Below are 24,776 nucleotides of genomic sequence, written 5' to 3' on the forward strand. Positions count from 1 at the left end.
GTCGCCGATCCGTGAGCGAACCCAAGCCTGCTGGGAGGGCGCGAGGCGGACCCATCCGCTCACAGCGCGAACTCCACCTCGCCCTTGGCGATATCGGCCTGCTCCACGCGGAGCGTCACGGAGTCGCCGGGCCTCGTCCCCGCAGGCACGGGCGCGGATGCCGTGACGGCGGGCTCCGCGATCTGGATTCCGGCGCGCTCTCCGCCGTTTCGGATCTCGATCACCGTCGCCTCGACCGTCTGTCCGACGAGCGGCTGCAGCAGCGCGGCCTCCACACGATTGATGGTCTCGGCGTTGAGCCACGACGCCCGCTGGCTCGAGGCCTGCATGAGGTCAGGCAGCTCCGCCAGCGACTCCCTGGCCCACGCCGGGGCGCCGGAGCCGTCCGAGAGGCCGAGGCAGATGGCCAGAGACCACCGATCGACCAGACGCCGCAGCGGAGCGGTGGCATGCGCGTACGGTGCGGCGATCGCCGCCTGCTCGATGTCGGCGGGAACACTGCCGTCGAACGTGACGTACCCCGCGCCGCGGAACAACGATGCCGCGGCCTGCAGCACGGGCAGAGTCAGCGGGTCCGCCCGGTCCAGCGAACGCAGATACTCGCCGTAGTTCCCCGACGTCCAGGGCCGCCCGAGCGCCTCAGTCTGCCGGCGGAACGCGTCGAACGCCGCAGCATCCGGTTCGGACATCGTCCGCAGCACGCCCACCTTCGCATCGACCATGAGTGATGCTGCGGCCATCCCGGTCATGAGCGACAGCTGTGCGTTCCACTCCTCGACCGGCAGGGGGCTGCGCCGCTCGATCGAGTACGTGCCGTCCGGAAGCTGCACGACCTCCTCGTCGGGCATGTTCAGGCTCGCCCCTCCGCGTGCCGCCTCCTGCTGCAGGCGCAGCGCTCCGATCACGGGCAGCAGGGCGGCGGGTGATTCCTCACCCGCATCCAGACTCTTCTGCGTGCTCACGTAGTCGAGCTGCGCCCGTGAACGGATCAGCGCGCGCTCGAGCCGGAACTCCGTGATCTCGCCCGACGACGAGAGGGCGAAAGTCCACACCAGCGCCGGTCGGTCGACGTCTGGCAGCAGTGATGCGCGGTCCTCACTGAGCTGCGCAGGATGCAGCGGAATCCGCCCGTCCGCCGCGTACAGGGTCTGTCCGCGCTCACGGGCAGCGGCATCCAGGGCGCCGCCGGGTTCCACGAACGCGGGCACATCGGCGATCGCGTAGCGTACCGCGAAGCCCGACCCGTCACGGGCGAGGTGGAAGGCCTGGTCGAGGTCCTTCGACCCTTCCGGGTCCAGAGTCACGAATTCGACGTCGCGCAGGTCGAGCTCCGGCGCAGGGGGAGTGACGGCGGATGCCTCGGCGACCGCCTCCGGCGAGAACTCCGTCGGCGCGTCCAGTGAGGATCTGAGCGCGACCAGCGCCTCGGCGAGCTCGCTCTGCGCGGCGGACGGGGCGACATGTGATCGACGCTGAGGCATGGAATCACCCTACTTCCGCCCCTGACGTCCGCGATGGGCGTTAGCGTGAGACCATGACCGCTGCAGAGAAGGCAAGTACGCTCCGTTCGCTCTACGAGGCACCCGAGATCCTCCGGGTCGTCAACATCTGGGACGTCGTCTCAGCCCAGGCCGTTGCCGCGCTTCCCGAGACGACTGCCATCGCCACCGCGGGGCACTCGATCGCCGCGACCTTCGGCTACGCCGACGGTCAGATCCCGCGCGAGATCATGATCGACATGGTCGGCCGCATCGCGGCATCCACCGACCTTCCGGTCAGCGCCGACCTCGACGACGCGTACGGGGACGCCGGCGAGACCACGCGCCTCGCGATCGGCGCCGGAATCGTCGGCGCCAACGTCGAGGACCGCCTCAAGCCCCTCACCGAATCCGTGGCCGTCGTCGAGGCGATCGTGAAGGCCGGCGAGGCCGAGGGCGTCCCATTCGCCCTCAACGCCCGCACCGATGCGTTCGTCCGGGGCGGCGACCGCCCTCTCGAGGAGAGCATCATGGACGCCATCGAGCGCGGCCGTGCCTTCCTCGACGCCGGCGCGACGTGCGTGTTCGTCCCCGGCATCCTGAACGCCGACGTCACGTCGCAGCTGGTCGACGGGATCGGCCGCGGCAAGATCAGCGTCATCGGCCTGCCCGGTGCGCTCACAGCCGCCGAGTACGAAGCCCTCGGCGTTGCCCGGATCTCCTACGGTCCGATGATTCAGCGTGTCGGCCTCACTGCGGTGCAGGACGTCGCGAAGAGCCTGTACGCCGACGGGGTGATCCCCGAGGGCACGCGCGCACTGAACTGACCGTGCGGTTCGTGTGACCACGCGTCACTAGACTTGACGCGTGGTCACACGTCTTTCGAACTTCTTCCTCCGTACGCTCCGCGAAGACCCGGCCGGTGCCGAGGTCGCGAGCCACAAGCTGCTGATCCGCGCCGGCTACATCCGGCCGCAGGCCGCCGGCATCTTCGCCTGGCTGCCGCTGGGCTTGAAGGTCAAGGCGAAGATCGAGACGGTGATCCGCGAGGAGATGGCCGCCGCAGGCGCGCAGGAGGTGCACTTCCCTGCGCTCATGCCGCGCGAGGCGTACGCGGCGACGGGGCGCTGGGACGAGTACGGCGATCTGCTGTTCCGCCTCCAGGACCGCAAGGGCGGCGACTACCTGCTCGCCCCCACGCACGAAGAGGCGTTCACGCTGCTCGTGAAGGACCTGTACTCGTCGTACAAGGACCTGCCGCTGACGATCTTCCAGATCCAGGACAAGTACCGCGACGAGGCGCGCCCCCGCGCCGGACTCCTGCGCGGCCGCGAGTTCACGATGAAGGACGCCTATTCGTTCGACGCTTCGGATGCCGGCCTGGACGCCAGCTACATGGCCCAGCGCGACGCCTACGAGCGCATCTTCCAGCGCCTGGGACTCGAGTACGCGATCGTGCAGGCGGATGCCGGTGCCATGGGCGGTTCCCGCTCGGAGGAGTTCCTGCACCCGACCCCGGTGGGCGAGGACACGTTCGTCCGCAGCGAGGGCGGATATGCGGCGAACGTCGAGGCGTTCACGACTGCGGTCCCGGATGCCGTCGCGTTCGACGACGCGCCCGAGGCGACGATCTTCGACTCCCCGGACACGCCCACGATCGAGACGCTCGTCGCGCACTCGAACGCCGTGCTCGACCGCGAGGTCACGGCAGCCGACACGCTGAAGAACGTCGTGCTGGCCCTGCGCCACCTGGACGGCACGCGCGAGCTCGTCGTCGTCGGCATCCCCGGCGACCGCGAGGTCGACCCCAAGCGCGCAGAGGTCGCGTTCGCGCCGGCCGAGGTGGAGACCGCGACTCCCGAGGACTTCGAGGCCAACCCGCTGCTCGTCAAGGGCTACATCGGCCCGTGGTCGCCGACCGGGGCCGTGCTCGGCGAGGAATCCGCCACCGGCATCCGCTACCTCGTCGACCCGCGCGTCTCCGAAGGGACGAGCTGGATCACCGGGGCGAACATCGATCAGAAGCACGCGTACTCGGTGATCGCCGGCCGCGACTTCGAAGCCGACGGCATCGTCGAGATCGCGAACGTGCGCGACGGCGACCCCGCTCCGGACGGCTCCGGCCCCGTGTCGCTCGCGCGCGGTATGGAGATCGGGCATGTCTTCCAGCTGGGCCGCAAGTACGCCGAGGCGCTCGGGCTCAAGGTCCTCGACGAGAACGGCAAGCTCGTCACCGTGACGATGGGCTCGTACGGCATCGGCGTCACCCGCATCCTCGCGATCATCGCCGAGCTGAACAACGACGACAAGGGCCTCATCTGGCCGGCATCCGTCGCGCCGTTCGACGTGCACGTCGTCGCAGCAGGGCGCGACCAGATCGCGTTCGAGGTCGCCGAGAAGGCCGCGGCCGATCTCGAGGCCGCCGGTCTCGACGTGCTCTACGACGACCGACCCAAGGTGTCGCCCGGGGTGAAGTTCGGCGACGCCGAGCTCGTCGGCGTGCCGCACGTCCTCGTCGTCGGCCGTGGCGCCGCCGATGGCCAGGTCGAGCTCTGGGATCGCCGCACAGGTGAGCGCGAGGCATTGTCTCTCGACGCGGCACTGGAGCGCCTGCGCGGCTGACCTGTTCGGCCGGCCGGCATGCGAGAGTAGAGGCATGGACGAGCTGCGCACCCGGATCGACGCACTGATGGACGAGGCGGGCGTGACCGCCAACCGCACCCTGATCTCCCGCATCCTCGAGACCGGCATCCGGCTCGGGCAGGACGGCACCGACCGGCTGAACCTGAAGATCGCCTCCGCGGCGCTGGCCGAGATGCGCGACGCGTTCCGGCTGTTCCAGCCGTTCGCCGACGTCCCCAAGGTCACCGTCTTCGGATCAGCGCGCACGAAGCAGGACGATCCGCTGTACGGCCAGGCGCGTTCCGTCGCCGAGGAGCTCGCCCGCCGCGGGTGGATGGTCGTGACCGGCGCCGGCCCCGGAATCATGCAGGCCGCGGCCGAAGGCGCGGGGGAGAAGATGGCGCTCGGCGTCTCGATCAGCCTGCCGTTCGAGGAGAAGCCCAGCGCCGTCATCGCCGACGAGACGCACTCGGTCGAGATGAAGTACTTCTTCACGCGCAAGCTCATGCTCGTCAAGGAGTCCACCGGCTTCATCTGCCTGCCCGGCGGCTTCGGCACCCTGGACGAGATGTTCGAGCTTCTGACGCTGCAGCAGACCGGCAAGGCGGAGCCCGTGCCGATCGTTCTCCTCGACGAGCCGGGCGGAACCTTCTGGCGCTCGCTCGAGCGCTTCGTGACCGAGGCGCTGATCCCCGCCGGAGTCATCTCGCCGGGCGACTTCGACCGCGTGCTCGTGACCGATTCCGCAGAGGAGGCCGTCGCCGAGATCACCGGCTTCTGGCGCAACTACCATTCGCTCCGCTGGGTCGGCGACCTGCTCGTGCTCCGACTGAAGCATCGGCCCGAGGACGCCGAGATCGACGATCTCAACGAGCAGTTCGCCTCGATCCTGGCGCGAGGCCGCATCGAACGCGTCGACGCGCAGCCGGTCGAGGTCTCCGACGGCGACGTCGTCGACCTCCCTCGCCTCGCACTCCACCTCGGGCAGCGCGAGGTCGGGGGCCTGTATCGCCTCATCGACGCGATCAACGCTCTGGGGTCGGCCGTCGACTGACAGCCCCTGCGCGGAGCGGGTATCGTAGTACGGATGCCGCGCGTGCAGGATGCCGCGGCGAAGAGCTGAATACGGAGGCCGTCATGGACATTGAACTCGGATTGCTGCGAGGGATCGAGAAGGAGAAGGGCATCCCCTTCGACGAACTCGTCCACATCATCCAGCAGGCCATCCTGACCGCCTACGGCAAGCACGTCTCGCCTGACGGCGCGATTCCGGCCGGCGTCCGTGTGGACCTCGACACCAAGACGGGCCACGTCGCGGTCCTCCAGCCCGTCACCGACGACGAGGGCGCCGTGATCGGCGAAGAGGATGCCACCCCCGACGACTTCGGCCGCATCGCCGCGTTCGCCGCCAAGCAGGTCATCAGTCAGCGGCTGCGCGAGATCGCTGATGATGCCGTGCTGGGGGAGTTCCGCGGCAAGGAGGGCGACATCGTCGCCGGCGTCATCCAGCAGGGCCCCAACCCGCGGATGATCCACGTCGACCTCGGCAGCGTCGAGGCGATCCTGCCGCCGGAGGAGCAGGTCCCCGGCGAGGAGTACGCCCACGGTTCCCGACTGCGCGTGTACGTGACCAGCGTCGCGAAGGGCTTGAAGGGCCCGCAGATCACCGTCTCGCGCACCCACCCGGGCCTCGTGCGCAAGCTGTTCGCACTCGAGGTGCCGGAGATCGCCGCCGGGCTCGTCGAGATCGTCTCGCTCGCCCGCGAGGCAGGGCACCGCACGAAGATCGCCGTGAAAGCGAACGATCCGTCCATCAACGCCAAGGGCGCCTGCATCGGCGAGCTCGGCCGGCGCGTCCGCGCCGTCACCGAGGAGCTCGCCGGCGAGAAGATCGACATCGTCGACCACGACGCCGATCTCGCGACGTTCGTGGCGCACGCCCTGTCGCCGGCGAAGGTGACGAGCTCGTTCGTGCTGGATGCCGGCACCAAGGCCGTCCGTGCACTGGTGCCCGACTACCAGCTCTCGCTCGCCATCGGCAAGGAGGGGCAGAACGCCCGTCTGGCCGCGAAGCTGACCGGCGCGAAGATCGACATCCAGCCCGACAGCATCCTGGACTGACTCCGCGTCGCGGAGTCGTCCCTCAGCCTCGCGGTGTAAGATGGAACCCGTACGGACATGCGTCGGTTGTCGCATGCGTGCTTCCCGATCCGCTCTTCTCAGAGTGGTGGCCTCCCAGGACGTCCTCATCTTCGATGAGCGCGCTGCGATGCCGGGGAGGGGCGCGTGGGTGCATCCGACGCAGGAATGCCTGGATGGCGCCGTGAGGCGCCGGGCTTTCGCCCGTGCACTACGCGTGTCGGCATCCATCGGGTTCCCCGAGGCCGCCCTCTCGCAGACCATCGAAAAGCATCGCCAGAGAAACAAAGGCTGAACGGCTATGGAAACAAAGTGAACGGCTCGAAATGAGACCCGTCCGCGACTAGTGGTCTGCCCTGTCTGGGCAGACCGACCCAGACAGGAGAATTGTGGCTGGTAAACCACGCGTACATGAGATCGCCGCTGAACTCGGCGTCGACAGCAAGGTCGCACTTGCAAAGCTGAAGGAGCTCGGCGAGTTCGTCAAGAGCCCGTCCTCGACGATCGAGCCGCCGGTGGCTCGCAAGCTCCGTGCCGCCATCGAGGCGGACGGGGCGATCAAGCCCAAGGTCGACGAGAAGCCGGCGGCGAAGCCCGCAGCGGCTTCGCAGCCGACCGCCAAGCCCGGACCCAAGGCGCCGACCCCCGGACCCAAACCCGGTCCGAAGCCGACCGCCGAGGAGAAGCCCGCCGCTGAGGCGCCCGCAGCACCCGCTGCGGAGACGCCCGCACCTGCGGCTCCCGCTCCCTCGGCCGACAAGAGCGCCCCGAAGCCGGGTGCGCCTCGTCCCGGCAACAACCCGTTCGCGTCCTCGCAGGGCATGGGCCAGCGTCCGACTCCGGGCAACATCCCGCGTCCGCAGGCTCCGCGCCCCGGAGCGCCCCGTCCGGGCGCTCCGCGTCCCGGTTCCCCGCGTCCCGGCGCGCCTCGCGGCGGTCAGGGCGGTCGTCCCGGTGCTCCGTTCCAGCAGCGTTCCGGCGGCCCCGGTCGTCCGGGCGGCGGTCCCGGTGCCGGTGGTCCCGGCGCACGTCCGGGCGGCGGCTTCGCCGGTCGTCCCGGTGGCGGCGGTGGCCGCGGCCGTGGACCCGGCGGTGGTACCGCCGGCGCCTTCGGAAAGGGAGGCGGCAAGTCCAAGCAGCGCAAGTCGCGCAGGGCTAAGCGGCAAGAGTTCGAGATGCGGGATGCACCCGTCGTCGGTGGCGTCAACGTCACCCGCGGCAACGGGGAGACCATCCGCATGCGCCGCGGCGCCTCGATCGCCGATTTCGCTGACAAGATCGAGACGCTGACCGGGTACACGGTCCAGCCGGGAACCCTCGTCACGATCCTCTTCAACCTCGGCGAGATGGCCACGGCCACCGAGTCGCTGGACGAGGCGACCTTCGAGGTTCTCGGCGAGGAGCTCGGCTACAAGATCCAGATGGTCTCGCCCGAGGACGAGGACAAGGAGCTCCTCGAGGGCTTCGGTCTCGACCTCGAGAAGGAGTTGGCGGAGGAGAGCGAGGACGACCTCGAGATCCGTCCTCCGGTGGTCACCGTCATGGGCCATGTCGACCACGGTAAGACGCGACTGCTCGACGCGATCCGTCAGACCAACGTCATCGAGGGCGAGGCCGGCGGCATCACGCAGCACATCGGTGCCTACCAGGTGTGGACCGAGCACGAGGGCATCGAGCGCGCGATCACGTTCATCGACACCCCGGGTCACGAGGCGTTCACCGCCATGCGTGCCCGTGGTGCGCAGGTCACCGACCTCGCCATCCTCGTGGTCGCGGCCGACGACGGCATCATGCCGCAGACGGTCGAGGCGCTCAACCACGCCCAGGCCGCGAACGTGCCGATCGTCGTCGCGGTGAACAAGGTCGACAAGCCCGACGCCAACCCGGCCAAGGTGCGCCAGCAGCTCACCGAGTACGGTCTGGTCGCCGAAGAGTACGGCGGGGATGTCATGTTCGTCGACGTCTCGGCACGCCAGGGCACCGGCATCCAGGAGCTGCTGGACGCCGTCCTGCTGACCGCCGACGCCGGGCTCGACCTCACGGCCAACCCGAACAAGGCGGCGCGCGGTGTGGCCATCGAAGCGAAGCTCGACAAGGGCCGCGGTTCGGTCGCCACGGTGCTCATCCAGTCCGGGACGCTGCGCGTCGGCGACCCGATCGTCGCGGGCACCGCCTACGGACGCGTCCGTGCGATGCTCGACGAGAACGGCGACGCCGTCGAAGAGGCAGCGCCCTCGCGTCCGGTGCAGGTGCAGGGTCTGAACTCCGTGCCGCGTGCCGGCGACGTCTTCATCGTCACCGAGGAAGACCGCATGGCGCGTCAGATCGCCGAGAAGCGTGAAGCCGTCGAGCGCAACGCCCTGCTGGCCAAGGCCCGCAAGCGCATCTCGCTCGAAGACTTCACCCGTGCTCTCGAAGAGGGCAAGGTCGAGACGCTCAACCTCATCATCAAGGGCGACGTTTCCGGTGCCGTCGAGGCGCTGGAGGAGTCGCTCCTGAAGATCGAGGTCGACGACTCCGTGCAGCTGCGCATCATTCACCGCGGCGTGGGTGCGATCACCGAGTCCGATGTGAACCTGGCGACGATCGACAACGCGATCATCGTGGGCTTCAACGTCCGCCCCGACACCAAGGCCCGTGAGGCCGCGGCCCGCGAGGGCGTGGACGTGCGGTTCTACTCGGTCATCTACGCGGCCATCGACGAGATCGAGAACTCCCTCAAGGGCATGCTCAAGCCGGAGTTCGAAGAGGTCCAGTCGGGCGTCGCCGAGATCCGCGAGGTGTTCCGCTCCTCGAAGTTCGGCAACATCGCCGGTGTCATCGTCCGCTCCGGAACGATCACGCGCAACGCGAAGGCCCGCGTCATCCGCGACGGCGTCGTCCTCGCCGATGGCCTGGCCATCGAGTCGCTGCGCCGGTTCAAGGATGACGTCACCGAGGTCCGCACGGACTTCGAGGCGGGTATCGGCCTCGGCAAGTACAACGACATCCAGGTCGGCGACGAGATCGAGACGACCGAGATGGTGGAGAAGCCGCGCGGCTGATCCGATCGATTCGTGAGGGGCGCCTGCGGGCGCCCCTCATTCGTCACAAAGGAGAAGGAAATGGCTGGAGAACGACAGGCCCGTCTGGCGGACCGCATCCGCGTCATCCTGGCCGAGCGCCTGGAGAAGGGGCTGCGCGACCCGCGCCTCGGGTTCGTCACGATCACCGACGTGCGCGTGTCCGGCGACCTCCAGCACGCCTCCGTCTTCTACACCGTGCTCGGCACGGAGGAGGAGCGCATCGCGAGCGGTGCCGCCCTGGCGTCTGCGACAGGGATGCTCCGCAGCGAGGTCGGGCGACAGCTCAGCACCCGTCTCGTGCCGACGCTGGAGTTCATCCCCGACGCGCTGCCCGAGAACGCCGACAACATCACGGCTCTGCTGCGCCAGGCGCAGGAGCGAGATGCCGAAGTCGCGAAGCTCGCGTCATCGGCCAAGCACGCCGGCGACGCCGACCCGTACCTGCGCGCGGACGCCCCCGACGAGGACTGAATCGCGAGAATCGATGGCCCTCCGGCTGAGCCCGGATGGGGACTTCTGCCCTGGTAGGGCGGTCCTCCCGTTGATAGCCTGACCCGCATTGTCGGCGACGCCGACCATACGCGATCAGGATGTCGGGGGAATCGATCCGGTGACGACGACGTGGCAGGAGGGCCTGCGGCAGCAGCAGCCGCAGCTCGCCGACGAGCACGCGACGGTGTCGGACATCGCCGCCGAACTGAACTCGTCGGGGCTCCCGACCGCGCCGCATATCGTCGCTCGGTTGTTTCACGAGCTGGACGGCGACAGGGCGGCGGTCCACGAGGTCGCGGCGGCGCTGACGGCAGCGCAGCGCTCCGGGCAGAGGATGCTCCCGACGCTGCTGCCTCTGGTGCCGTCGGTCGAGGCGCTCAGCGTCGGTATCGACCCGGGCGACGAGGACCGGCTCACGCTCCTGACTGCCGCTCTCAGCATCGACGACGATCTCGAGCCACTGCTCATCGCCGCCTCGCGTTCCGCGGAGGACCTGCTCAGGCCCGGCATCGCCGAACACCTGCGCGCCTCCAACGGCCGGTTCGCGCTGACGCGACGGCGAACAGCGATCTGGCTGCAGCACGCCGCGACGCCGCAGGAGACAGCGTGCGCGCACCGGAAACTGGAACGCGCCCACCGTGTGCGCGGTGACGAGGCGATCGCCGCCTGGCATGCGGCACGCGGTGCGGTCGAACGCCGCCCGGAGATCGCATCGCCGTTGACGAATGCCGCCGGTGAGCTGCGGGATCGTGGGGAGACGGATCGCGCCTTCGCCTTCGCGATCGAGGCGTCGGAGCACGCGGCGCCGCTATGGCGTGAGCACGCGCACCTGATCGCTGGCACGACAGCGGCGTCGGCGGGCTGCTTCGACGACGCGAACGACCTGCTCGCCGATCTCGCGTCGAGTTCGAACCACGCCGTGCGCGCGGGATCGTTGACGGCCCTGCTGATCGCACAGACCTGCGGGCGCGGCACGATCCCGACCCTCGACACCGAGGCGCGGCCTCCGCGTGCGGGGGATCCACGGCTGTGGCGGGCCTGGGCGCGCACGACAGGCCTCGCCGCCGTTTTGTGCGCCGAACGCGGAGCGACCTCTGCCATGCGCTCCTGGCTCGCCGAAGCACGTGAGGCCGACACGACGGCAGGCGCGGGCGGGGAGGTGCGCGATCCGGCCGTCGCCCTGTGCTGGATGCTGACCGGCGAAGCCGATGCCGACCCGATCGAGGCCAGCGGGACGTTCTCCGGTGCGCTGCTCGATGCCCTGCGCTCCGCCATGGACGGGGACGTCGTCGAGGGGCGGCAGGGCCTCGCGCGGAGCGCCCTGTCCGTACCGGAGGACGATCCGCTGATCCCGGGCTTCGAGCGCAGCCCGCTGACAGGCGCCTATCTCGCCGTGACGGAGGCGCTGCTGCGTTTCTGGAGTGGTGACATCGAAGATGCTCGGGCATGCCTCGCCGCTGCCGCGCTGCGCCTTCCGGTCGGCATCCCGTTCGCCGGGCTCGGGGCCGTGCTCGCTCGGCGTATCGACATCGCGATCGACGGCGCATCCGGTCCCGTCGCCCGGGCGATCTCCGCGACGCTGCCCGACGGCATCCGCATCGACACGCTCGTCGACAGCGGGCTGAGCGCGTATCTCCTCGGAGAATCCGAGCAGGCCGCGACGGACATCGCGCTGTGGCGTGACCGCGGAGCGCCGGAACCCCCGCTCGCGCTGGCCGGACTGGAAGAGGTCGGGCCGTTCGTCGATCGGGAGCGGGTCGAACCGCCCGATGCGAGCGCCGCCCGGTCGCTGCTTCAGCGCATCCGCGGTCTGACCGAATCGTCGTGGCGGCACGAGCACCGCGAGATCGCCGAAGCCGGTAGAACGCTCACGTCATCGTTCGAGCGCGGCAGGGTTGAGGCGCTCCTGGGATCGACGTCGCTGGTGCACGGCGATCTGCCGGGCGGCCGTCGCCATCTGCGCGCCGCGCGCAGACTGTTCGAGGATGCGGGAGCGCACGCGTGGAAGGATGCGATGGATGCTCGGATCGCCGGTGTGCGCACGACGCAGGACGCGATGAGCGACCCGATGACAGACCCGATCGCGGTGATCCGCGACGACGACGCGCTGGCGGCGGGAAGGGCGGCGTGGGAGACGCTGCTGACGCAGCGTGAGCTCGAGGTCGCGATGCGCGTGGCCGCCGGCTCTGAGAACCGCGAGATCGCGACGGCGCTCGATGTCTCGGTTCGGACCGTCGAGGTGCACGTGCGGCACCTGTTCGACAAGCTCGGCGCCCGCAACCGGGTCGAGCTCGCGGTCATGGCGCACAGGGCCGGACGCGTCTTCTGATCTCAGCGCGGCAGACGGAGCATCCCGTCCGATGCCTCAGCCAGGCCGTCGCCGATCAGCGAATGGATCGCACGATCGCGTTGCGGTGCATCGACCCAGTCGTGGATGACGGCGTCCAGCGCGACGCCGTCGGGCGCGGCATCCCGCAGAGCCTTCAGCACCGCCCCTCGCGCCTGGCGATCCGATCCCTCGTACCGGGCCTGGCGCGGGCGCGCGTCACCGGTGTCCGGCCGCCCGGCCGCGACCCACGCGCACGTGCCCTGAATGGGGCAGCGATCGCAGCGGGGGGACCGTGCGGTGCAGACGACAGCCCCCAGCTCCATCATGGCGGCGTTGAAAACGGCGGACTCGGCTGCGGACTCCGGCAGCAGTTCCGCCATCGCGAGGAGATCGCGACGCGAAGCGGCTCCCGGCTGCGATCTGCCCTCGACCGCCCGCGCGATCACTCGCCGCGTGTTGGTGTCGACGACCGGATGCCGATCGCCGAAGGAGAACGTCGCGACGGCCCGCGCGGTGTAGTCCCCGATGCCGGACAGCGCCAGCAGAGCGTCGACGTCGCGGGGAACGTCGCCGCCGTGCCGTTCTGTGATCTCGATCGCGGCGCGGTGCAGCCACAGCGCACGACGCGGGTACCCGAGGTTCGCCCACTGCTGCACGACGTCGGCGGGCGATGCCGTGGCCATGGCGGCAGGGTCGGGCCAGCGGGCCAGCCACGCCGCCAGGTGCGGAATTACCCGCGCGACGGGCGTCTGCTGCAGCATGAACTCGCTCACGAGCGTGCCCCATGCCCCGTAGCGGTCATGGAATTCGTCGCGCCGCCACGGGAGGTCGCGCGCCGAGGATCGGTACCAACCGGACACCTCGTCAGCGATGCGCACAGGGGGTGTCGAACGAGCAGTCACCTCGTTAGCCTATGTGGAGCGCTGGGAACTCGCCGGGGGGAGAGTGAAGGAGCCTTCATGACTCGCAGACGCAGCATCGCACTGACCATGGTCGTCGGAGTCCTTGTGCTCTCCGGTTGCGCGACGGCAGCGCCAGGATTGAGCGTGCCATCCGGAGAGAGCACCGTGTTCTTCGAGTTCGATGGCGGCGACCAGGTGAACGCGGTCACCGTCACGACGCTCGACCAGCCGCCGTACGAGAGCTGCGGTTGACAGCGACGGGCACGGCGCTGGCGAGACCCTCGGTAGGCTGGAGGAATGGTCGCGCCCGGCATCCTCCTCGTCGACAAGCCTGCGGGCATCACCAGTCACGACGTCGTGGCGCGCACCCGACGGGCCGCCGGCACGCGCAAGATCGGGCACGCAGGCACGCTCGACCCGATGGCCACCGGACTCCTCGTCCTCGGCATCGAAGGTGCCACCAGGCTGCTGACGTACATCGTCGGCGCCGACAAGACCTACCTCGCCACCATCCGACTCGGGCAGGCGACCTCGACCGATGACGCCGACGGAGAGATCACGCGCCGAGCGCTCATCGCCGATGTGGATGCCGTGACCGCGGAGTGCGTCCGCGAGGGCATCGCCGCGCTGACCGGAGAGATCTCCCAGGTACCGAGCTCGGTGTCAGCGATCAAAGTCGACGGCCGCCGCGCCTACGATCGCGTGCGGGCCGGCGAGGAGGTGGAGCTGGCGGCGCGCGAGGTCACCGTCTCGCGCTTCGACGTGCTCGCCGAGCGGCGTGGAGAGGGCGTCATGGACCTCGACGTCGTCGTGGACTGCTCGTCCGGCACGTACATCCGCGCACTCGCGCGCGATCTGGGCGACGCGCTCGGGGTCGGCGGGCACCTGACGGCGCTGCGCCGCACGAGGATCGGACCGTTCGACGTCACCGATGCTGTCGAACTCGACGACATCGACCCGGATGCCGTGCTCACGCCAGCCCGGGCCGCGGCGATGGTCATGCCGCGGCTCGACGTCACCGCCGAAGAGGCACGTGACCTCCGCCACGGCAAGCGGATCGTCGACGCGGCGGACCGGCTGGAGGGCCCGTACGCGGCCGCGGTCGACCCCGCCGGTGCTCTGGTCGGGATCGTCGAGCGGCGAGCGCGCGACCTCAAGAGCGCCATGAACATGCCGGAGGAGAAGCCGTGATCCTGTGGTTCACCACGCTGCAGATCGTCATCGCGGTCACCGCCGGTCTCTTCGCCGTCATCGCGGGGCTCCTCGGCCGGCGCCCGAGCGACTACACGGTCGGTGCTCTCGCGCTCGTCGAGGTGCTGCTGATCGTCCAGGTCGTCATGGCGATCATCGCGCCTTTCGCGGGCAATCCGCCGAGCGGAGACCCGCTGGAGTTCTGGGTGTACCTGATCTCGGCGGCCCTGCTGCCCGTCGGGGGAGTCGTCTGGGCACTGCTCGAACGCAGCAGGTGGAGCACGGTGATCCTCGGTGTCGTCGCATTCGCCGTCGCCATCATGCTGTGGCGCATGGAGGTCATCTGGACGGTCCAGGTCGCCTGACCCCGGCATCCGGCGCCGCCGTGCGCGCTTAGGATGGAAGGCGCTATGAGCACCACCCAGCCCCGCTCTCGGATGACCGGCATCGGCCGCGTTCTCGTCATCGTCTACGCCGTGATGGCGCTCGCCGCCACCGGCCGCAGCTTCGTGCAGATCGTGCGACGTTTCGACGAGGCGCCGCTGGCGTACTCGCTCTCCGCGCTCGCCGCGGTCGTGTACATCATCGCGACGCTGGGTCTCGTCTTCGCCGGACGCCGCGGCTGGTACACCATCGCCTGGGTGGCCATCGTCTTCGAACTCGTCGGCGTCCTCGTCGTCGGCACCCTCAGCCTCACCCACCCCGAGCTGTTCCAGCACGACTCCGTGTGGTCGGTGTTCGGCCGCGGGTATCTGTTCATCCCCCTGGTGCTGCCGATGTTCGGCATCTGGTGGCTGCGCACGCATCGTCCTGCGGTTCGCCCCGCAGGCGTCGAGGTCGTCGCGTGATCGTCTTCCGGGCGCCCGGCGACGTGCCGGGCGACTTCGGCCGCTCGGCCGTCGCGATCGGCAAGTTCGACGGCGTGCACGCCGGGCACCGCGCGGTGATCGAGCGGCTGAAGGCGGATGCCGCGGCGACGGGAGCCCGCTCGGTCGCGGTCACGTTCGACCGCAACCCGCTGGCGCTGCTGCGTCCGGAGATCTGCCCGGACAACGTCGTCTCCGTCGAGCGGAAGCTCGAGCTCCTGGGGGAGCTGGGGCTGGATGCGACCCTGCTCCTCACGTTCGACAGGGAGCTCGCATCACTCGCACCGGAGGCGTTCGTCGAGGAGATCCTCGTCGGCGCTCTGAACGTGTCGACCGTGCTCGTCGGCGGTGACTTCCGATTCGGGCACCGCGGCGCGGGTACTCCGGACCTGCTGTGCGAGCTCGGCCCCCGCTTCGGCTTCACGGTCGACGTCGTCGACGATGTGTACCTGGAGGACTCCGAGCGCCGGGTCTCGTCGAGCTGGATCCGCGACCTGCTCGCCCAGGGCGACGTGACGATGGCGGCGCGCGTGCTCGGGCGCCCCGTCGACGTGCGCGGCGAGGTCGTGCACGGCCTCAAGCGCGGGCGCGAGCTCGGCTTCCCCACGGCGAACCTGTCCGAGACCGTCGACGCCTTCGTCCCCGCGGACGGCGTGTACGCCGGGTGGCTTCACGACCACACCACGGGTGAGCGCTTCCCCGCGGCCGTGTCGGTGGGCACGAACCCCACCTTCGACGACGTGGTCGTCCGCCAGGTCGAGGCGCACGTGATCGATCACGACGGCCTCGACCTGTACGGTCACGACGTGACGATCGAGTTCACGCGGCGGTTGCGCGGGATGGTCGCATTCGACGGCATCGATGCGCTGATGGCCCAGATGTCGGCGGACGTCGACGCGGCCCGAGCCATTCTGGGCCCGGATGCCGTAGAATGACTCTCGTACTCGACGTTGCGGTGCGCTCGCACCGCTGAGGGCGAGAACAACGTCCGCACGGTCCTGGCTCACGCCACACGCGGATGACCCATACGGCAGGGCCGTCTCCGACGGCGGCCCGGTATTCACGCTCAGGAGGAGCATGCCGACTTCGGCACCCGCCGCGCCGCGGCGCAGGAAGACATCTCGTCGAGACGACGAGGCCCCGCTGATCCCGATCCTCGCGCGCAAGGTGCGCGAGATCGAGGCCAAGGCCCAGCGCGGCAAGCTCGGCCCGACCAACAGGGTCAAGTTCCAGGTGATCGCATTCCTGGTGCGCGAGGAGCGCGCCAGGGTGAAGGCGGATGACGCCCTTGCGGATGCCGCACGCGCCGAGCTGCTCAAGCGGCTCGATGGGGTCGCAACGATCCTCGCCAAGACGGCGGCCCGCGACACCTCGCTCATCCAGCTCCTCGAGGCAGACCAGGCGACCTCGCCCGTCGCGAAGCGGATGCGTCGCGACTGGCTGCTCGAATCCGGCGCCGAGCTCGCGCCGGAGGAGCTCATCATCGCCGACATCGCCCCCGTGCAGGCACCGGTCGTGCCGGCGGCTCTTGCCGAGAAGCAGGTGACACCGCCCTCGGTCGAGTCCCGGCAGCTCGCGAACCCGTTCCTCGCACCGGATCTCACACCGCGGCAGACGACGGCGCCGCGCCGCCGCTTGGACGGCTGGGAACTCATGGGCCCGCTGTACAAGGCCTTCGAGACCGGCGCCGGCGGAGCTTCGGCGACCATGGAGCTGCCGCCCGTCCCCGAGTACGACCACATCTCGCCCAAGGGCCTCGAGGTCATGGTGCACCAGTCGCGCTTGCTCGAGTCGGTGCGTGCCGGTCACCGCAGCTTCCTGCTCGCCGACGAGCCGGGCCTGGGCAAGACCGCCCAGTCGGTTCTCGCGGCATCCCTCGCCGACGCGTACCCGCTGCTGGTCGTCGTCCCCAACGTCGTCAAGATGAACTGGGCGCGTGAGGTGGAGCGGTGGACGCCGCAGCGCCGTGCGACCGTCATCCAGGGCGACGGCGTCGACATCGACGCGTTCGCGGACGTGTTCATCGTGAACTACGAGATCCTCGATCGGCACCTGTCGTGGCTGGGCTCGATCGGCCTGAAGGGCATGGTCGTCGACGAGGCGCACTTCATCAAGAACCTCACGTCGCAGCGCTCGCAGAACGTGCTCGCCCTCGCCTCTCGCATCCGCGAGCGCACCCGCGACCCGCTGATGATGGCTCTGACCGGAACCCCGCTGATCAACGACGTCGAGGACTTCGACGCGATCTGGCGGTTCCTCGGCTGGACCACGGGCGACAAGCCGGGCAACGAACTCATGGAGAAGCTGGACGCCACCGGCCTCACTCCCGCTGACAAGGCGTTCTACGGCGAGGCGCGGGATGCCGTGATCTCGATGGGCATCGTGCGGCGCAAGAAGAAGGACGTCGCCGCCGACCTGCCCGACAAGCTCATCGCCGACCTCCCCGTGCAGCTGGACGACGAGTTCGGCCGCAGCATCCGCCAGGCGGAGCGCGAGCTGGGGGAGCGGATGGCAGCCAAGTACCGGCGCATCATCGAGGCGCGCGGCGACCGCGGGCTCGCCGCCGGCGAGATCGACGACGACATCGTCCGCCTCGTCGCGACGGGGGAGCTCGAGGAGTCCAAGGCCGCGGGCACCGGAGGAGACAACGTCTTCACGATGGTGCGCAAGATCGGTCAGGCCAAGGCCGTGCTCGCCGCCGACTACGCGGCGCAGCTGCAGCGCTCGGTGGGCAAGGTCGTCTTCTTCGCCAAGCACATCGACGTGATGGATCAGGCCGAGGCGCACTTCGCGGCATCCGGCATCCGGTACGTCTCGATCCGCGGCGACCAGACGACTCCTGCTCGCCAGCAGGCGATCGACGACTTCAACGGCGATGAGGGCGTCGGCATCGCTGTCTGCTCGCTCACCGCGGCGGGCGTCGGACTCAACCTGCAGGCGGCGTCGAACGTCGTGCTCGCGGAGCTCAGCTGGACCGCGGCCGAGCAGACGCAGGCGATCGACCGCGTGCACCGCATCGGTCAGGACGAGCCGGTCACCGCGTGGCGGATCATCGCCGCGCACACGATCGACACGAAGATCGCCGAGCTCATCGACCAGAAGCAGGGCCTCGCAGCCCGCGCTCTCGACGGCGAGGCCGTCGACGAGGCGGCGAGCGAGTCGGTGCAGCTCGCTGCCCTCATGCACCTGCTGCGCGAGGCGCTGGGCGCCTGAGGCGCCCCTGTCGAAACCCCCGCAAGAATGTCGATTCTTGCGGGGGTTTTCCGTGCGATCGTGCGGCTTCTGCGCAGGATTGAGGATTCGCCGCAGAATCGGTCGCAAGATCCGGTGTTCTCACGCCCTCCGAATGGCATCCGCCTGTGATGCCCACTAGGGTCGAGAGCAGGCAGCGTCGCCCGTCCCCCACTCCCGAATCATCCGAAGGCATCAGCATGAAGATCGGCATCCTCACCAGCGGCGGCGACTGCCCCGGCCTCAATGCGGTGATCCGCGGAGTCGTGCTCAAGGGCACCACATCGTACGACCTCGAGTTCGTCGGCATCCGCGACGGCTGGCGCGGTGTCGTCGAGGGCGACTTCATGCCGCTGACCCGCCACGAGGTCAAGGGACTCTCGAAGATCGGCGGCACGATCCTCGGAACCAGCCGCACCAACCCCTACGAGGGCGAGCGCGGCGGTGCTGACAACATCGCAAAGACTCTCTACGGCCACAAGATCGACGGCATCATCGCCATCGGCGGCGAGGGAACGCTGGCCGCGGCCGACCGGCTCTCGAAGGACGGCATCAAGGTCCTGGGCGTACCGAAGACGATCGACAACGACCTGCGCGCGACCGACTACTCGTTCGGCTTCGACACGGCCGTCAACATCGCCACCGACGCGATGGACCGCCTGCGCACCACCGGCGACTCGCACCAGCGCTGCATGGTCGCCGAGGTCATGGGGCGCCACGTCGGTTGGATCGCCCTGCACGCGGGCATGGCCGCGGGTGCTCACGCGATCTGCATCCCCGAGGTGCCGATGTCGATCGACGAGATCGCCGCTCAGGTGACGAGCGCTCACGACCGCGGCCGCGCGCCGCTGGTCGTCGTGTCGGAGGGCTTCAAGCTCAAGGGCATGGACGAGGCGTACAGCGACAAGGGCCTGGACGCGTTCAACCGCCCGCGTCTCGGCGGCATCGGAGACCAGCTCGCGCCGCTGATCGAGCAGATCACCGGTGTGGAGACGCGGGCGACGATCCTCGGGCACATCCAGCGCGGCGGATCGCCCTCCGCGTTCGACCGGGTGCTCGCCACCCGGCTCGGGCTGCACGCCGCGGATGCAATCGTCGACGGCGCGTGGGGGCAGATGGTGGCGATGAAGGGCACCGACATCGTGCGCGTGCCGTTCGAGGAGGCACTGGGCGAGCTCAACACCGTCCCGCGCTACCGCTACGACGAGGCCGCGGCCCTCTTCGGCTGAGCCACCGCCGTCGGGCGGGCGTCCCGAGAACAGGAGCCTCGGCCCAGATCAGGAGCTTTCGGTGGGATTCGTCCTGAGCGGGGTGCTTTGTCCTGATCTCGGACACCGTCATGCGGAGAGATGCAGCCCCTGAGCGATCGCTGTCAGCACCGAATCCCGCACGAACTCCGGATCGAACAGCACCTGCTGGTAGTCGAAGCGGAGCACCGTGTACCCGAGCAGCCTCAATCGCACGTCCGCGGCGATGTCGCGTCTGCGCGCAGCCGCGTCGCTGTGAAAGGCGAATCCGTCCAGTTGCACGACGAGTCGGTCGCCGATGAGGGTGTCCACTGGATGCCCGTCGATCCACACCTGCTGGCGGGGCGTTACCCCGATCGCACGCATGAGATCGACGAAGTGGGTCTCCAGCCCGGAATCGGACAGGTGACATGCCAGCGCGGCCAATGCCGCGGCTCTCTCACTCCGCCAGGCCACGCGGCGCAACGCTTCGGCGCCGATCAGACCTTTGTTGAGCGCAGACTCCCAGATCGCGAGGGCATCGGGCTGAGGCTGGCATCGAGCGACGTGGAACAGCACGTTGATCAGCGGGTCGACGGCCGCCCGTGGCGCGAACGGGGCTGGGCCGTTCGACCAGTGGACGCGCAGCCCATGTGCATCGAAACGCGCTGACGTCGGCGACACGGCCACGTGCACGTGCTCGTGCACCGGAACCCACAGCTCCAGTGATCGGGCGGCGCTCACACAGGTGAGTCGTCCGCCGGCCCTCGCCGCGGCCGCTCTATCAGGGTGGCAGTCGCGGAGAACGAGCCAGGAGCGGCGTACACGCAGCATCCGTCCGCTCTGCACGGCGGCGGCCACAGTGCGCTTGCTGAAACCGGCAGCGTAGACCTGCGAGGTGTGCGCCACGCCGTCGTGTCGTCGCATCCATTCCTCGAGGAGCATGCGTTCACAATGCCGGATCCTCCACCGAGCAGGTGGCCGTCAGTCCACGAGCAGGGCAAAGCAGCCAAGTCAGGGCCAGTTGTGGACTGAGGACGCTCACCCCCGAGATCAGGAGGAATGACCGAGGACAGGAGGAATCGGGTGGAATCATCCTGCGCTGGGTGATTCGTCCTGATCTCGGGGAACGACCGGGCGCCCGGGTCAGGCGAGGCCGAGGGCGTCCAGCATCCAGGCGAGCTCGAAGGAGCGCTCGCGCCACGCGTTGTACCGCCCGCTCACCCCGCCGTGACCTGCGGCCATCTCGCACTTGAGGAGCACGTCCTGCGCGCCGGCGTGCCGAAGGGCGGCGACCCACTTCGCCGGCTCCACGTACAGCACCCGGGTGTCGTTGATCGAGGTCATCGCGAGGATCTTCGGATATGCGGCATCCGATCGGATGTTCTCGTACGGCGTGTACGACTTCATGTAGAAGTACACCTCCGCATCGTGCAGCGGGTCGCCCCATTCATCCCACTCGATGACCGTCAGCGGCAGTGACGGATCGAGCATCGACGTCAGCGCGTCCACGAACGGAACGGATGCCAGGATGCCGGCGAACGTCGATGGAGCCAGGTTCGCGACCGCGCCCATCAGCAGGCCCCCGGCGCTCCCGCCCTCGGCCACCATGCGCTCGGCCGAGGTGACACCGGTCGCGATGAGGTGCTCGGCGCATGCGACGAAGTCGGTGAAGGTGTTCCGCTTGTGCTGGAGCTTGCCGTCCTCGTACCAGCCGCGACCCATCTCGCCGCCGCCCCGAACATGCGCGACCGCGAACACGACGCCGCGGTCGAGCTCCGAGAGCCGGGCGACGGAGAATCCGGGGTCGATCGAGTGCTCGTAGGAGCCGTAGCCGTACAGGTGCACGGGCCGCAGCCCCGCGCCCGGGTCGCCGAACGAGCGCTTCCAGACGAGAGAGATCGGCACCAGTGTGCCGTCCGCGGCCTCGGCCCAGCGCCGCTCCTGGCCGTACTCCGAGGGCTCGTAGCCGCCCAGCACCGGCTGCTGCTTGCGGAGTACGAGTTCGCTGGTCTCGAGATCGAGGTCGTAGACGGTCGCGGGGGTCACGAACGAGGTGTACGACAGCCGCAGGAAGGGGGAGTGCCACTCCGGGTTCCCGGCAGGGCCGGCGGAGAACAGCGGTTCGTCGAAACCGAGCTCCTCGACCGCGTCGGTTGTGTAGTCGAGGAGGCCGATCCGCTCGAGCCCCTCACTGCGATACCCGACGACCCCGAAGTCGCGGAAGCAGTCGACGCCGAGGATGCGTCTGCCCGGCTCATGCGCCATGATCACCCGACGCTCGCCCTGCGGGTCGGATGCCGCGACGGAGACGAGCTCGAAATCGAGGGCATCCTGATTGTGCAGGATCACAAGCCGATCCTCGCCGTCGACGACTGCATGGTCGACCTCGTATTCGACGCCCTCGACCCGCGGCCAGACCAGTTGCGGCTCGGCTGTGATGTCGCCGTGCAGATCGACGAGGTACTCCTCGCTGGTGATGCTCGAACCGACTCCGATGACGAGATAGCGGCGGCTGCGTGTGATCCCGGCTCCCAGCCAGAACCGCTCGTCCGGCTCGTGGAAGAGCTTCACGTCCTCGTCGACCGGCGTGCCCAGGCGGTGGAGCCACAGCGTGTCGGGGCGCCAGGCATCGTCGCGGGTCGTGTAGACGATCGCGGTGCCGTCCGGGGTGAAGAAGCCGCCGCCGGTGCGGGGGATCTCGTCGGCAAGCGTCTCTCCCGTCGTCAGATCGCGCACACGGATCGTGTACAGCTCGTCTCCGTCGTAGTCCGGCGCCCACAGCAGCCTGGTCGCGTCATCGGAGACGTCGAAGGAGCCGAGCGAGAAGAACTCGTGGCCCTCGGCTTCGACGTTGCCGTCCAGCAGGATCTCTTCGCCCGGGACGGGAACCCCCGGCTCGAGCGTCGGCGGCGTCCAGTCGTCGGGTGCGGCCGCTGCGCGGCAGTGGATGCCGTACTGGGAACCCTCCTCGCTACGGCTGTAGTACCACCAGTCGCCGCGGCGCGACGGCACGGAGAGGTCGGTCTCCTGGACCCGTCCCTTGATCTCCTGGAAGATCGTCTCGCGGAGATCGGCGAGGTGCGCTGTCGCGGTGTCGGTGTAGGCGTTCTCCGCCTCGAGGTGCGCGACGACCTCGGGGGAATCCTTCTCGCGCAGCCATTCGTACGGGTCGTCGAACGAGTCGCCGTGGTGGGTGCGGATGTGCGAGCGGCGGGCTGCGGCGGGGGCGTTGGTCACCCTCTCAACGCTAGTCGCTGTCGAGTTGACCGGTGGTGACGACGGTGCGAGGATTGGGCGGGCCGGTTAACGGAAATCAAACCCACGATGAACTCTTCGTTCGTCACGCCGACGGCGTCGGCACCATCCTTTCTCGTCGACCTGAAAGCGAACGGTGGAAACCGCAGCCCTCATCGTTGTGCTGGTGATCGCACTGGCACTGTTCTTCGACTTCACCAACGGCTTCCACGACACCGCCAACGCGATGGCGACGCCCATCGCGACGGGAGCCCTCAAGCCCAAGACAGCCGTGCTGCTGGCGGCGCTGCTCAACCTCGTCGGCGCGTTCCTGTCGACCGAGGTCGCCAAGACCGTCTCGGGCGGCATCGTCAACGAGGGCGACATCTCGCACGCGCTGCTGCCGTCGCTGATCTTCGCCGGTCTCATCGGCGCGATCACCTGGAACATGCTCACCTGGCTGCTCGGGCTTCCGTCGAGTTCGTCCCATGCGCTGTTCGGCGGACTGATCGGCGCGACCTTGATCGGCGTCGGCACGGCCGGAATCAACTTCGGCGTCGTGCTGTCGAAGGTCGTGCTGCCTGCTCTGATCGCCCCGCTGACCGCCGGGATCATCGCCTTCGCCGCGACGAAGATCGCGTACGGCATCACCCGACGCTACGACGGCAAGCCCGACGGCCGCTCCGGCTTCCGCCTCGGCCAGATCTTCACGTCGTCGATGGTCGCGCTCGCCCACGGCACCAACGATGCGCAGAAGACCATGGGCGTCATCACCCTCGCCCTCATCACGGTCGGCTGGCAGTCGGGAGCGCACCACGAACCCCAGCTGTGGGTGATCGTCGCCTGCGCGTTCACGATCGCGCTGGGCACGTATCTCGGCGGATGGCGCATCATCCGCACACTCGGCAAGGGACTCACCGACGTCAAGCCCGCTCAGGGCTTCTCGGCCGAGAGTTCGACCGCGGCCACGATCCTCGCATCCAGCGCTCTCGGGTTCGCCCTTTCGACCACGCAGGTCGCGTCGGGTTCGGTCATCGGCTCCGGCCTCGGGCGCCGCGGCTCGCAGGTCCGCTGGCGCACGGCCGGTCGCATCGCGCTCGGCTGGCTGCTGACACTCCCCGCCGCGGGCGGTGTCGGCGCCCTGGCCGCGCTGGTCGTGGTGTGGCTCGGAACGCCCGGCGTCATCATCGACGCGATCCTGGCCGTGGTGATCATCGTCGGCCTCTACCTGCGGTCGCGGCGCAACGAGGTCACTCACGCCAACGCGATGAGCGACGTCGCCGACTCCGGCCACGCTGTCGAGCATCCTGAGGTGCCGCCGCCCACGCGCAGGCAGACGCGCATCGAACTCGTCCGTGCGATGGCGCGCGCCGAGCGCAAGGCCGACGAGGCTGAGAAAGCCGGCCGTCGCGCCCGCAAACTCAAGAAGAACGGCGGTTCCGAAGCCGAGATCAAGGCCGCCCGCAAGGCTGCTGATCGCGCGAACCGCAAGCTCGCCGAGGCGCGGACGGCGGCGGAGGAGTGGGAGGCGCTCAGCGCGAGTCGCCGTGCACGTGCGCGGCTGGCCGAGTGGGACGTCTCCGACGAAGAGGCCGAGCGTCGGGAGGCACAGCGATGAGCGTCGAGATCGACTGGATGGCCTTCGTGAACGTGTTCGTCGCCGCGTTCGTCGGCGCCGTGCTCATCGTCGGCTTCTACGCGACGGGCCTCCGGCTGCTCGTGCGCGCAGGGCGCATTCCCGTCGTGACCCCTGCGGAGTTCACCGACGCGATCACGATCCTCTCCGAGAAGGAGATCGAACGCGCCGAGAAGCACGCGGCGAAGGTGGCGCTGAAGAGTCCGCTCTCGCAGGCGCAGAAGCAGCTCGCGTTCGTCGGCGCGTGCGCCTGTTTCGCCCTGTGCGGCTTGGCCGTCCTCAGCGGTGTGCTGCTGATCGTCTTCAACCACTGACGAGGCCCGCGCCGCCACGGCGGAGGCGGCCAACCCGGCATAGGATGG

General features: G+C 69.1%; 21 protein-coding genes. 17 read left to right on the plus strand and 4 right to left on the minus strand.

What is annotated here, in order from left to right; genetic code table 11:
* Positions 1 to 59: 59 nt before the first annotated feature.
* Positions 60 to 1,481, minus strand: a complete 1,422-nt coding sequence (locus tag HWX58_RS05725) for an RNB domain-containing ribonuclease (protein ID WP_175986040.1) — start codon at positions 1,479 to 1,481, stop codon at positions 60 to 62.
* 53 nt (positions 1,482 to 1,534) lie between these two features.
* Between HWX58_RS05725 and HWX58_RS05730 the strand changes: the two genes are divergently transcribed.
* The 8 genes from HWX58_RS05730 (at position 1,535) to HWX58_RS05765 (ending at position 12,125) form a co-directional block, all read left to right on the plus strand.
* Positions 1,535 to 2,305, plus strand: a complete 771-nt coding sequence (locus tag HWX58_RS05730) for an isocitrate lyase/PEP mutase family protein (RefSeq protein ID WP_175986041.1) — start codon at positions 1,535 to 1,537, stop codon at positions 2,303 to 2,305.
* A gap of 40 nt (positions 2,306 to 2,345) precedes the next feature.
* On the plus strand, positions 2,346 to 4,100 hold the full coding sequence (locus HWX58_RS05735; RefSeq protein ID WP_175986042.1) for a proline--tRNA ligase: 1,755 nt from the start codon (positions 2,346 to 2,348) through the stop codon (positions 4,098 to 4,100).
* Between the two features lie 34 nt (positions 4,101 to 4,134).
* Complete coding sequence (locus HWX58_RS05740) at positions 4,135 to 5,154, plus strand: LOG family protein (protein ID WP_175986043.1); 1,020 nt, start codon at positions 4,135 to 4,137, stop codon at positions 5,152 to 5,154.
* An 83-nt stretch (positions 5,155 to 5,237) separates the two neighbouring features.
* A complete protein-coding gene (nusA, locus tag HWX58_RS05745; RefSeq protein ID WP_175986044.1) occupies positions 5,238 to 6,221 on the plus strand; it encodes a transcription termination factor NusA in 984 nt (327 codons plus the stop codon).
* 40 nt (positions 6,222 to 6,261) lie between these two features.
* Positions 6,262 to 6,534, plus strand: a complete 273-nt coding sequence (locus tag HWX58_RS05750) for a YlxR family protein (RefSeq protein ID WP_175986045.1) — start codon at positions 6,262 to 6,264, stop codon at positions 6,532 to 6,534.
* Between the two features lie 94 nt (positions 6,535 to 6,628).
* Positions 6,629 to 9,283 carry a translation initiation factor IF-2 gene (gene infB / locus HWX58_RS05755; protein WP_175986046.1) on the plus strand — a complete coding sequence of 885 codons (2,655 nt, stop codon included), beginning with the start codon at positions 6,629 to 6,631 and terminating at the stop codon, positions 9,281 to 9,283.
* 60 nt (positions 9,284 to 9,343) lie between these two features.
* Positions 9,344 to 9,775, plus strand: a complete 432-nt coding sequence (rbfA, locus tag HWX58_RS05760; RefSeq protein ID WP_175986047.1) for a 30S ribosome-binding factor RbfA — start codon at positions 9,344 to 9,346, stop codon at positions 9,773 to 9,775.
* A 139-nt stretch (positions 9,776 to 9,914) separates the two neighbouring features.
* Complete coding sequence (locus HWX58_RS05765; protein WP_175986048.1) at positions 9,915 to 12,125, plus strand: helix-turn-helix domain-containing protein; 2,211 nt, start codon at positions 9,915 to 9,917, stop codon at positions 12,123 to 12,125.
* A gap of 2 nt (positions 12,126 to 12,127) precedes the next feature.
* Here HWX58_RS05765 and HWX58_RS05770 read toward each other — a convergent pair whose 3' ends face one another.
* A complete protein-coding gene (locus HWX58_RS05770; RefSeq protein WP_250646115.1) occupies positions 12,128 to 13,027 on the minus strand; it encodes an iron-sulfur binding domain-containing protein in 900 nt (299 codons plus the stop codon).
* 57 nt (positions 13,028 to 13,084) lie between these two features.
* On the opposite strand from HWX58_RS05770, the gene HWX58_RS05775 reads away from it, so the two are divergent.
* The 7 genes from HWX58_RS05775 (at position 13,085) to HWX58_RS05805 (ending at position 19,544) form a co-directional block, all read left to right on the plus strand.
* On the plus strand, positions 13,085 to 13,279 hold the full coding sequence (locus HWX58_RS05775) for a hypothetical protein (RefSeq protein WP_175986049.1): 195 nt from the start codon (positions 13,085 to 13,087) through the stop codon (positions 13,277 to 13,279).
* Positions 13,280 to 13,324: 45 nt separating this feature from the next.
* On the plus strand, positions 13,325 to 14,218 hold the full coding sequence (gene truB / locus HWX58_RS05780) for a tRNA pseudouridine(55) synthase TruB (protein WP_175986050.1): 894 nt from the start codon (positions 13,325 to 13,327) through the stop codon (positions 14,216 to 14,218).
* Positions 14,215 to 14,583, plus strand: coding sequence for a hypothetical protein (locus HWX58_RS05785; protein WP_175986051.1), 369 nt, complete (start codon positions 14,215 to 14,217; stop codon positions 14,581 to 14,583). The genes truB and HWX58_RS05785 overlap by 4 nt, the downstream gene beginning before the upstream one ends.
* Positions 14,584 to 14,628: 45 nt before the next feature.
* Complete coding sequence (locus tag HWX58_RS05790; protein WP_372456247.1) at positions 14,629 to 15,066, plus strand: hypothetical protein; 438 nt, start codon at positions 14,629 to 14,631, stop codon at positions 15,064 to 15,066.
* Complete coding sequence (locus HWX58_RS05795; RefSeq protein ID WP_175986052.1) at positions 15,063 to 16,019, plus strand: bifunctional riboflavin kinase/FAD synthetase; 957 nt, start codon at positions 15,063 to 15,065, stop codon at positions 16,017 to 16,019. The genes HWX58_RS05790 and HWX58_RS05795 overlap by 4 nt, the downstream gene beginning before the upstream one ends.
* A 142-nt stretch (positions 16,020 to 16,161) precedes the next feature.
* Complete coding sequence (locus tag HWX58_RS05800) at positions 16,162 to 18,297, plus strand: DEAD/DEAH box helicase (RefSeq protein ID WP_175986053.1); 2,136 nt, start codon at positions 16,162 to 16,164, stop codon at positions 18,295 to 18,297.
* Positions 18,298 to 18,515: 218 nt separating this feature from the next.
* Positions 18,516 to 19,544 (plus strand): ATP-dependent 6-phosphofructokinase, encoded by a 1,029-nt coding sequence (locus HWX58_RS05805; RefSeq protein WP_175986054.1) that lies wholly within the window; start codon positions 18,516 to 18,518, stop codon positions 19,542 to 19,544.
* 108 nt (positions 19,545 to 19,652) lie between these two features.
* On the opposite strand, the gene HWX58_RS05810 is transcribed toward HWX58_RS05805, so the two are convergent.
* Both HWX58_RS05810 and HWX58_RS05815 read right to left on the minus strand, forming a co-directional pair.
* A complete protein-coding gene (locus tag HWX58_RS05810) occupies positions 19,653 to 20,486 on the minus strand; it encodes a type IV toxin-antitoxin system AbiEi family antitoxin domain-containing protein (RefSeq protein ID WP_175986055.1) in 834 nt (277 codons plus the stop codon).
* 201 nt (positions 20,487 to 20,687) lie between these two features.
* Positions 20,688 to 22,781 carry a S9 family peptidase gene (locus HWX58_RS05815; protein WP_175986056.1) on the minus strand — a complete coding sequence of 698 codons (2,094 nt, stop codon included), beginning with the start codon at positions 22,779 to 22,781 and terminating at the stop codon, positions 20,688 to 20,690.
* A 154-nt stretch (positions 22,782 to 22,935) separates the two neighbouring features.
* Here HWX58_RS05815 and HWX58_RS05820 point away from each other — a divergent pair, with 154 nt between their 5' ends.
* Positions 22,936 to 24,396 carry an inorganic phosphate transporter gene (locus tag HWX58_RS05820; protein ID WP_175986057.1) on the plus strand — a complete coding sequence of 487 codons (1,461 nt, stop codon included), beginning with the start codon at positions 22,936 to 22,938 and terminating at the stop codon, positions 24,394 to 24,396.
* A complete protein-coding gene (locus tag HWX58_RS05825; RefSeq protein WP_175986058.1) occupies positions 24,393 to 24,728 on the plus strand; it encodes a peptidase in 336 nt (111 codons plus the stop codon). The genes HWX58_RS05820 and HWX58_RS05825 overlap by 4 nt, the downstream gene beginning before the upstream one ends.
* The last annotated feature ends 48 nt before the right edge of the window (positions 24,729 to 24,776 follow it).

Source organism: Microbacterium tenebrionis (genome assembly GCF_903645325.1).
Lineage (GTDB): Bacteria > Actinomycetota > Actinomycetes > Actinomycetales > Microbacteriaceae > Microbacterium > Microbacterium tenebrionis.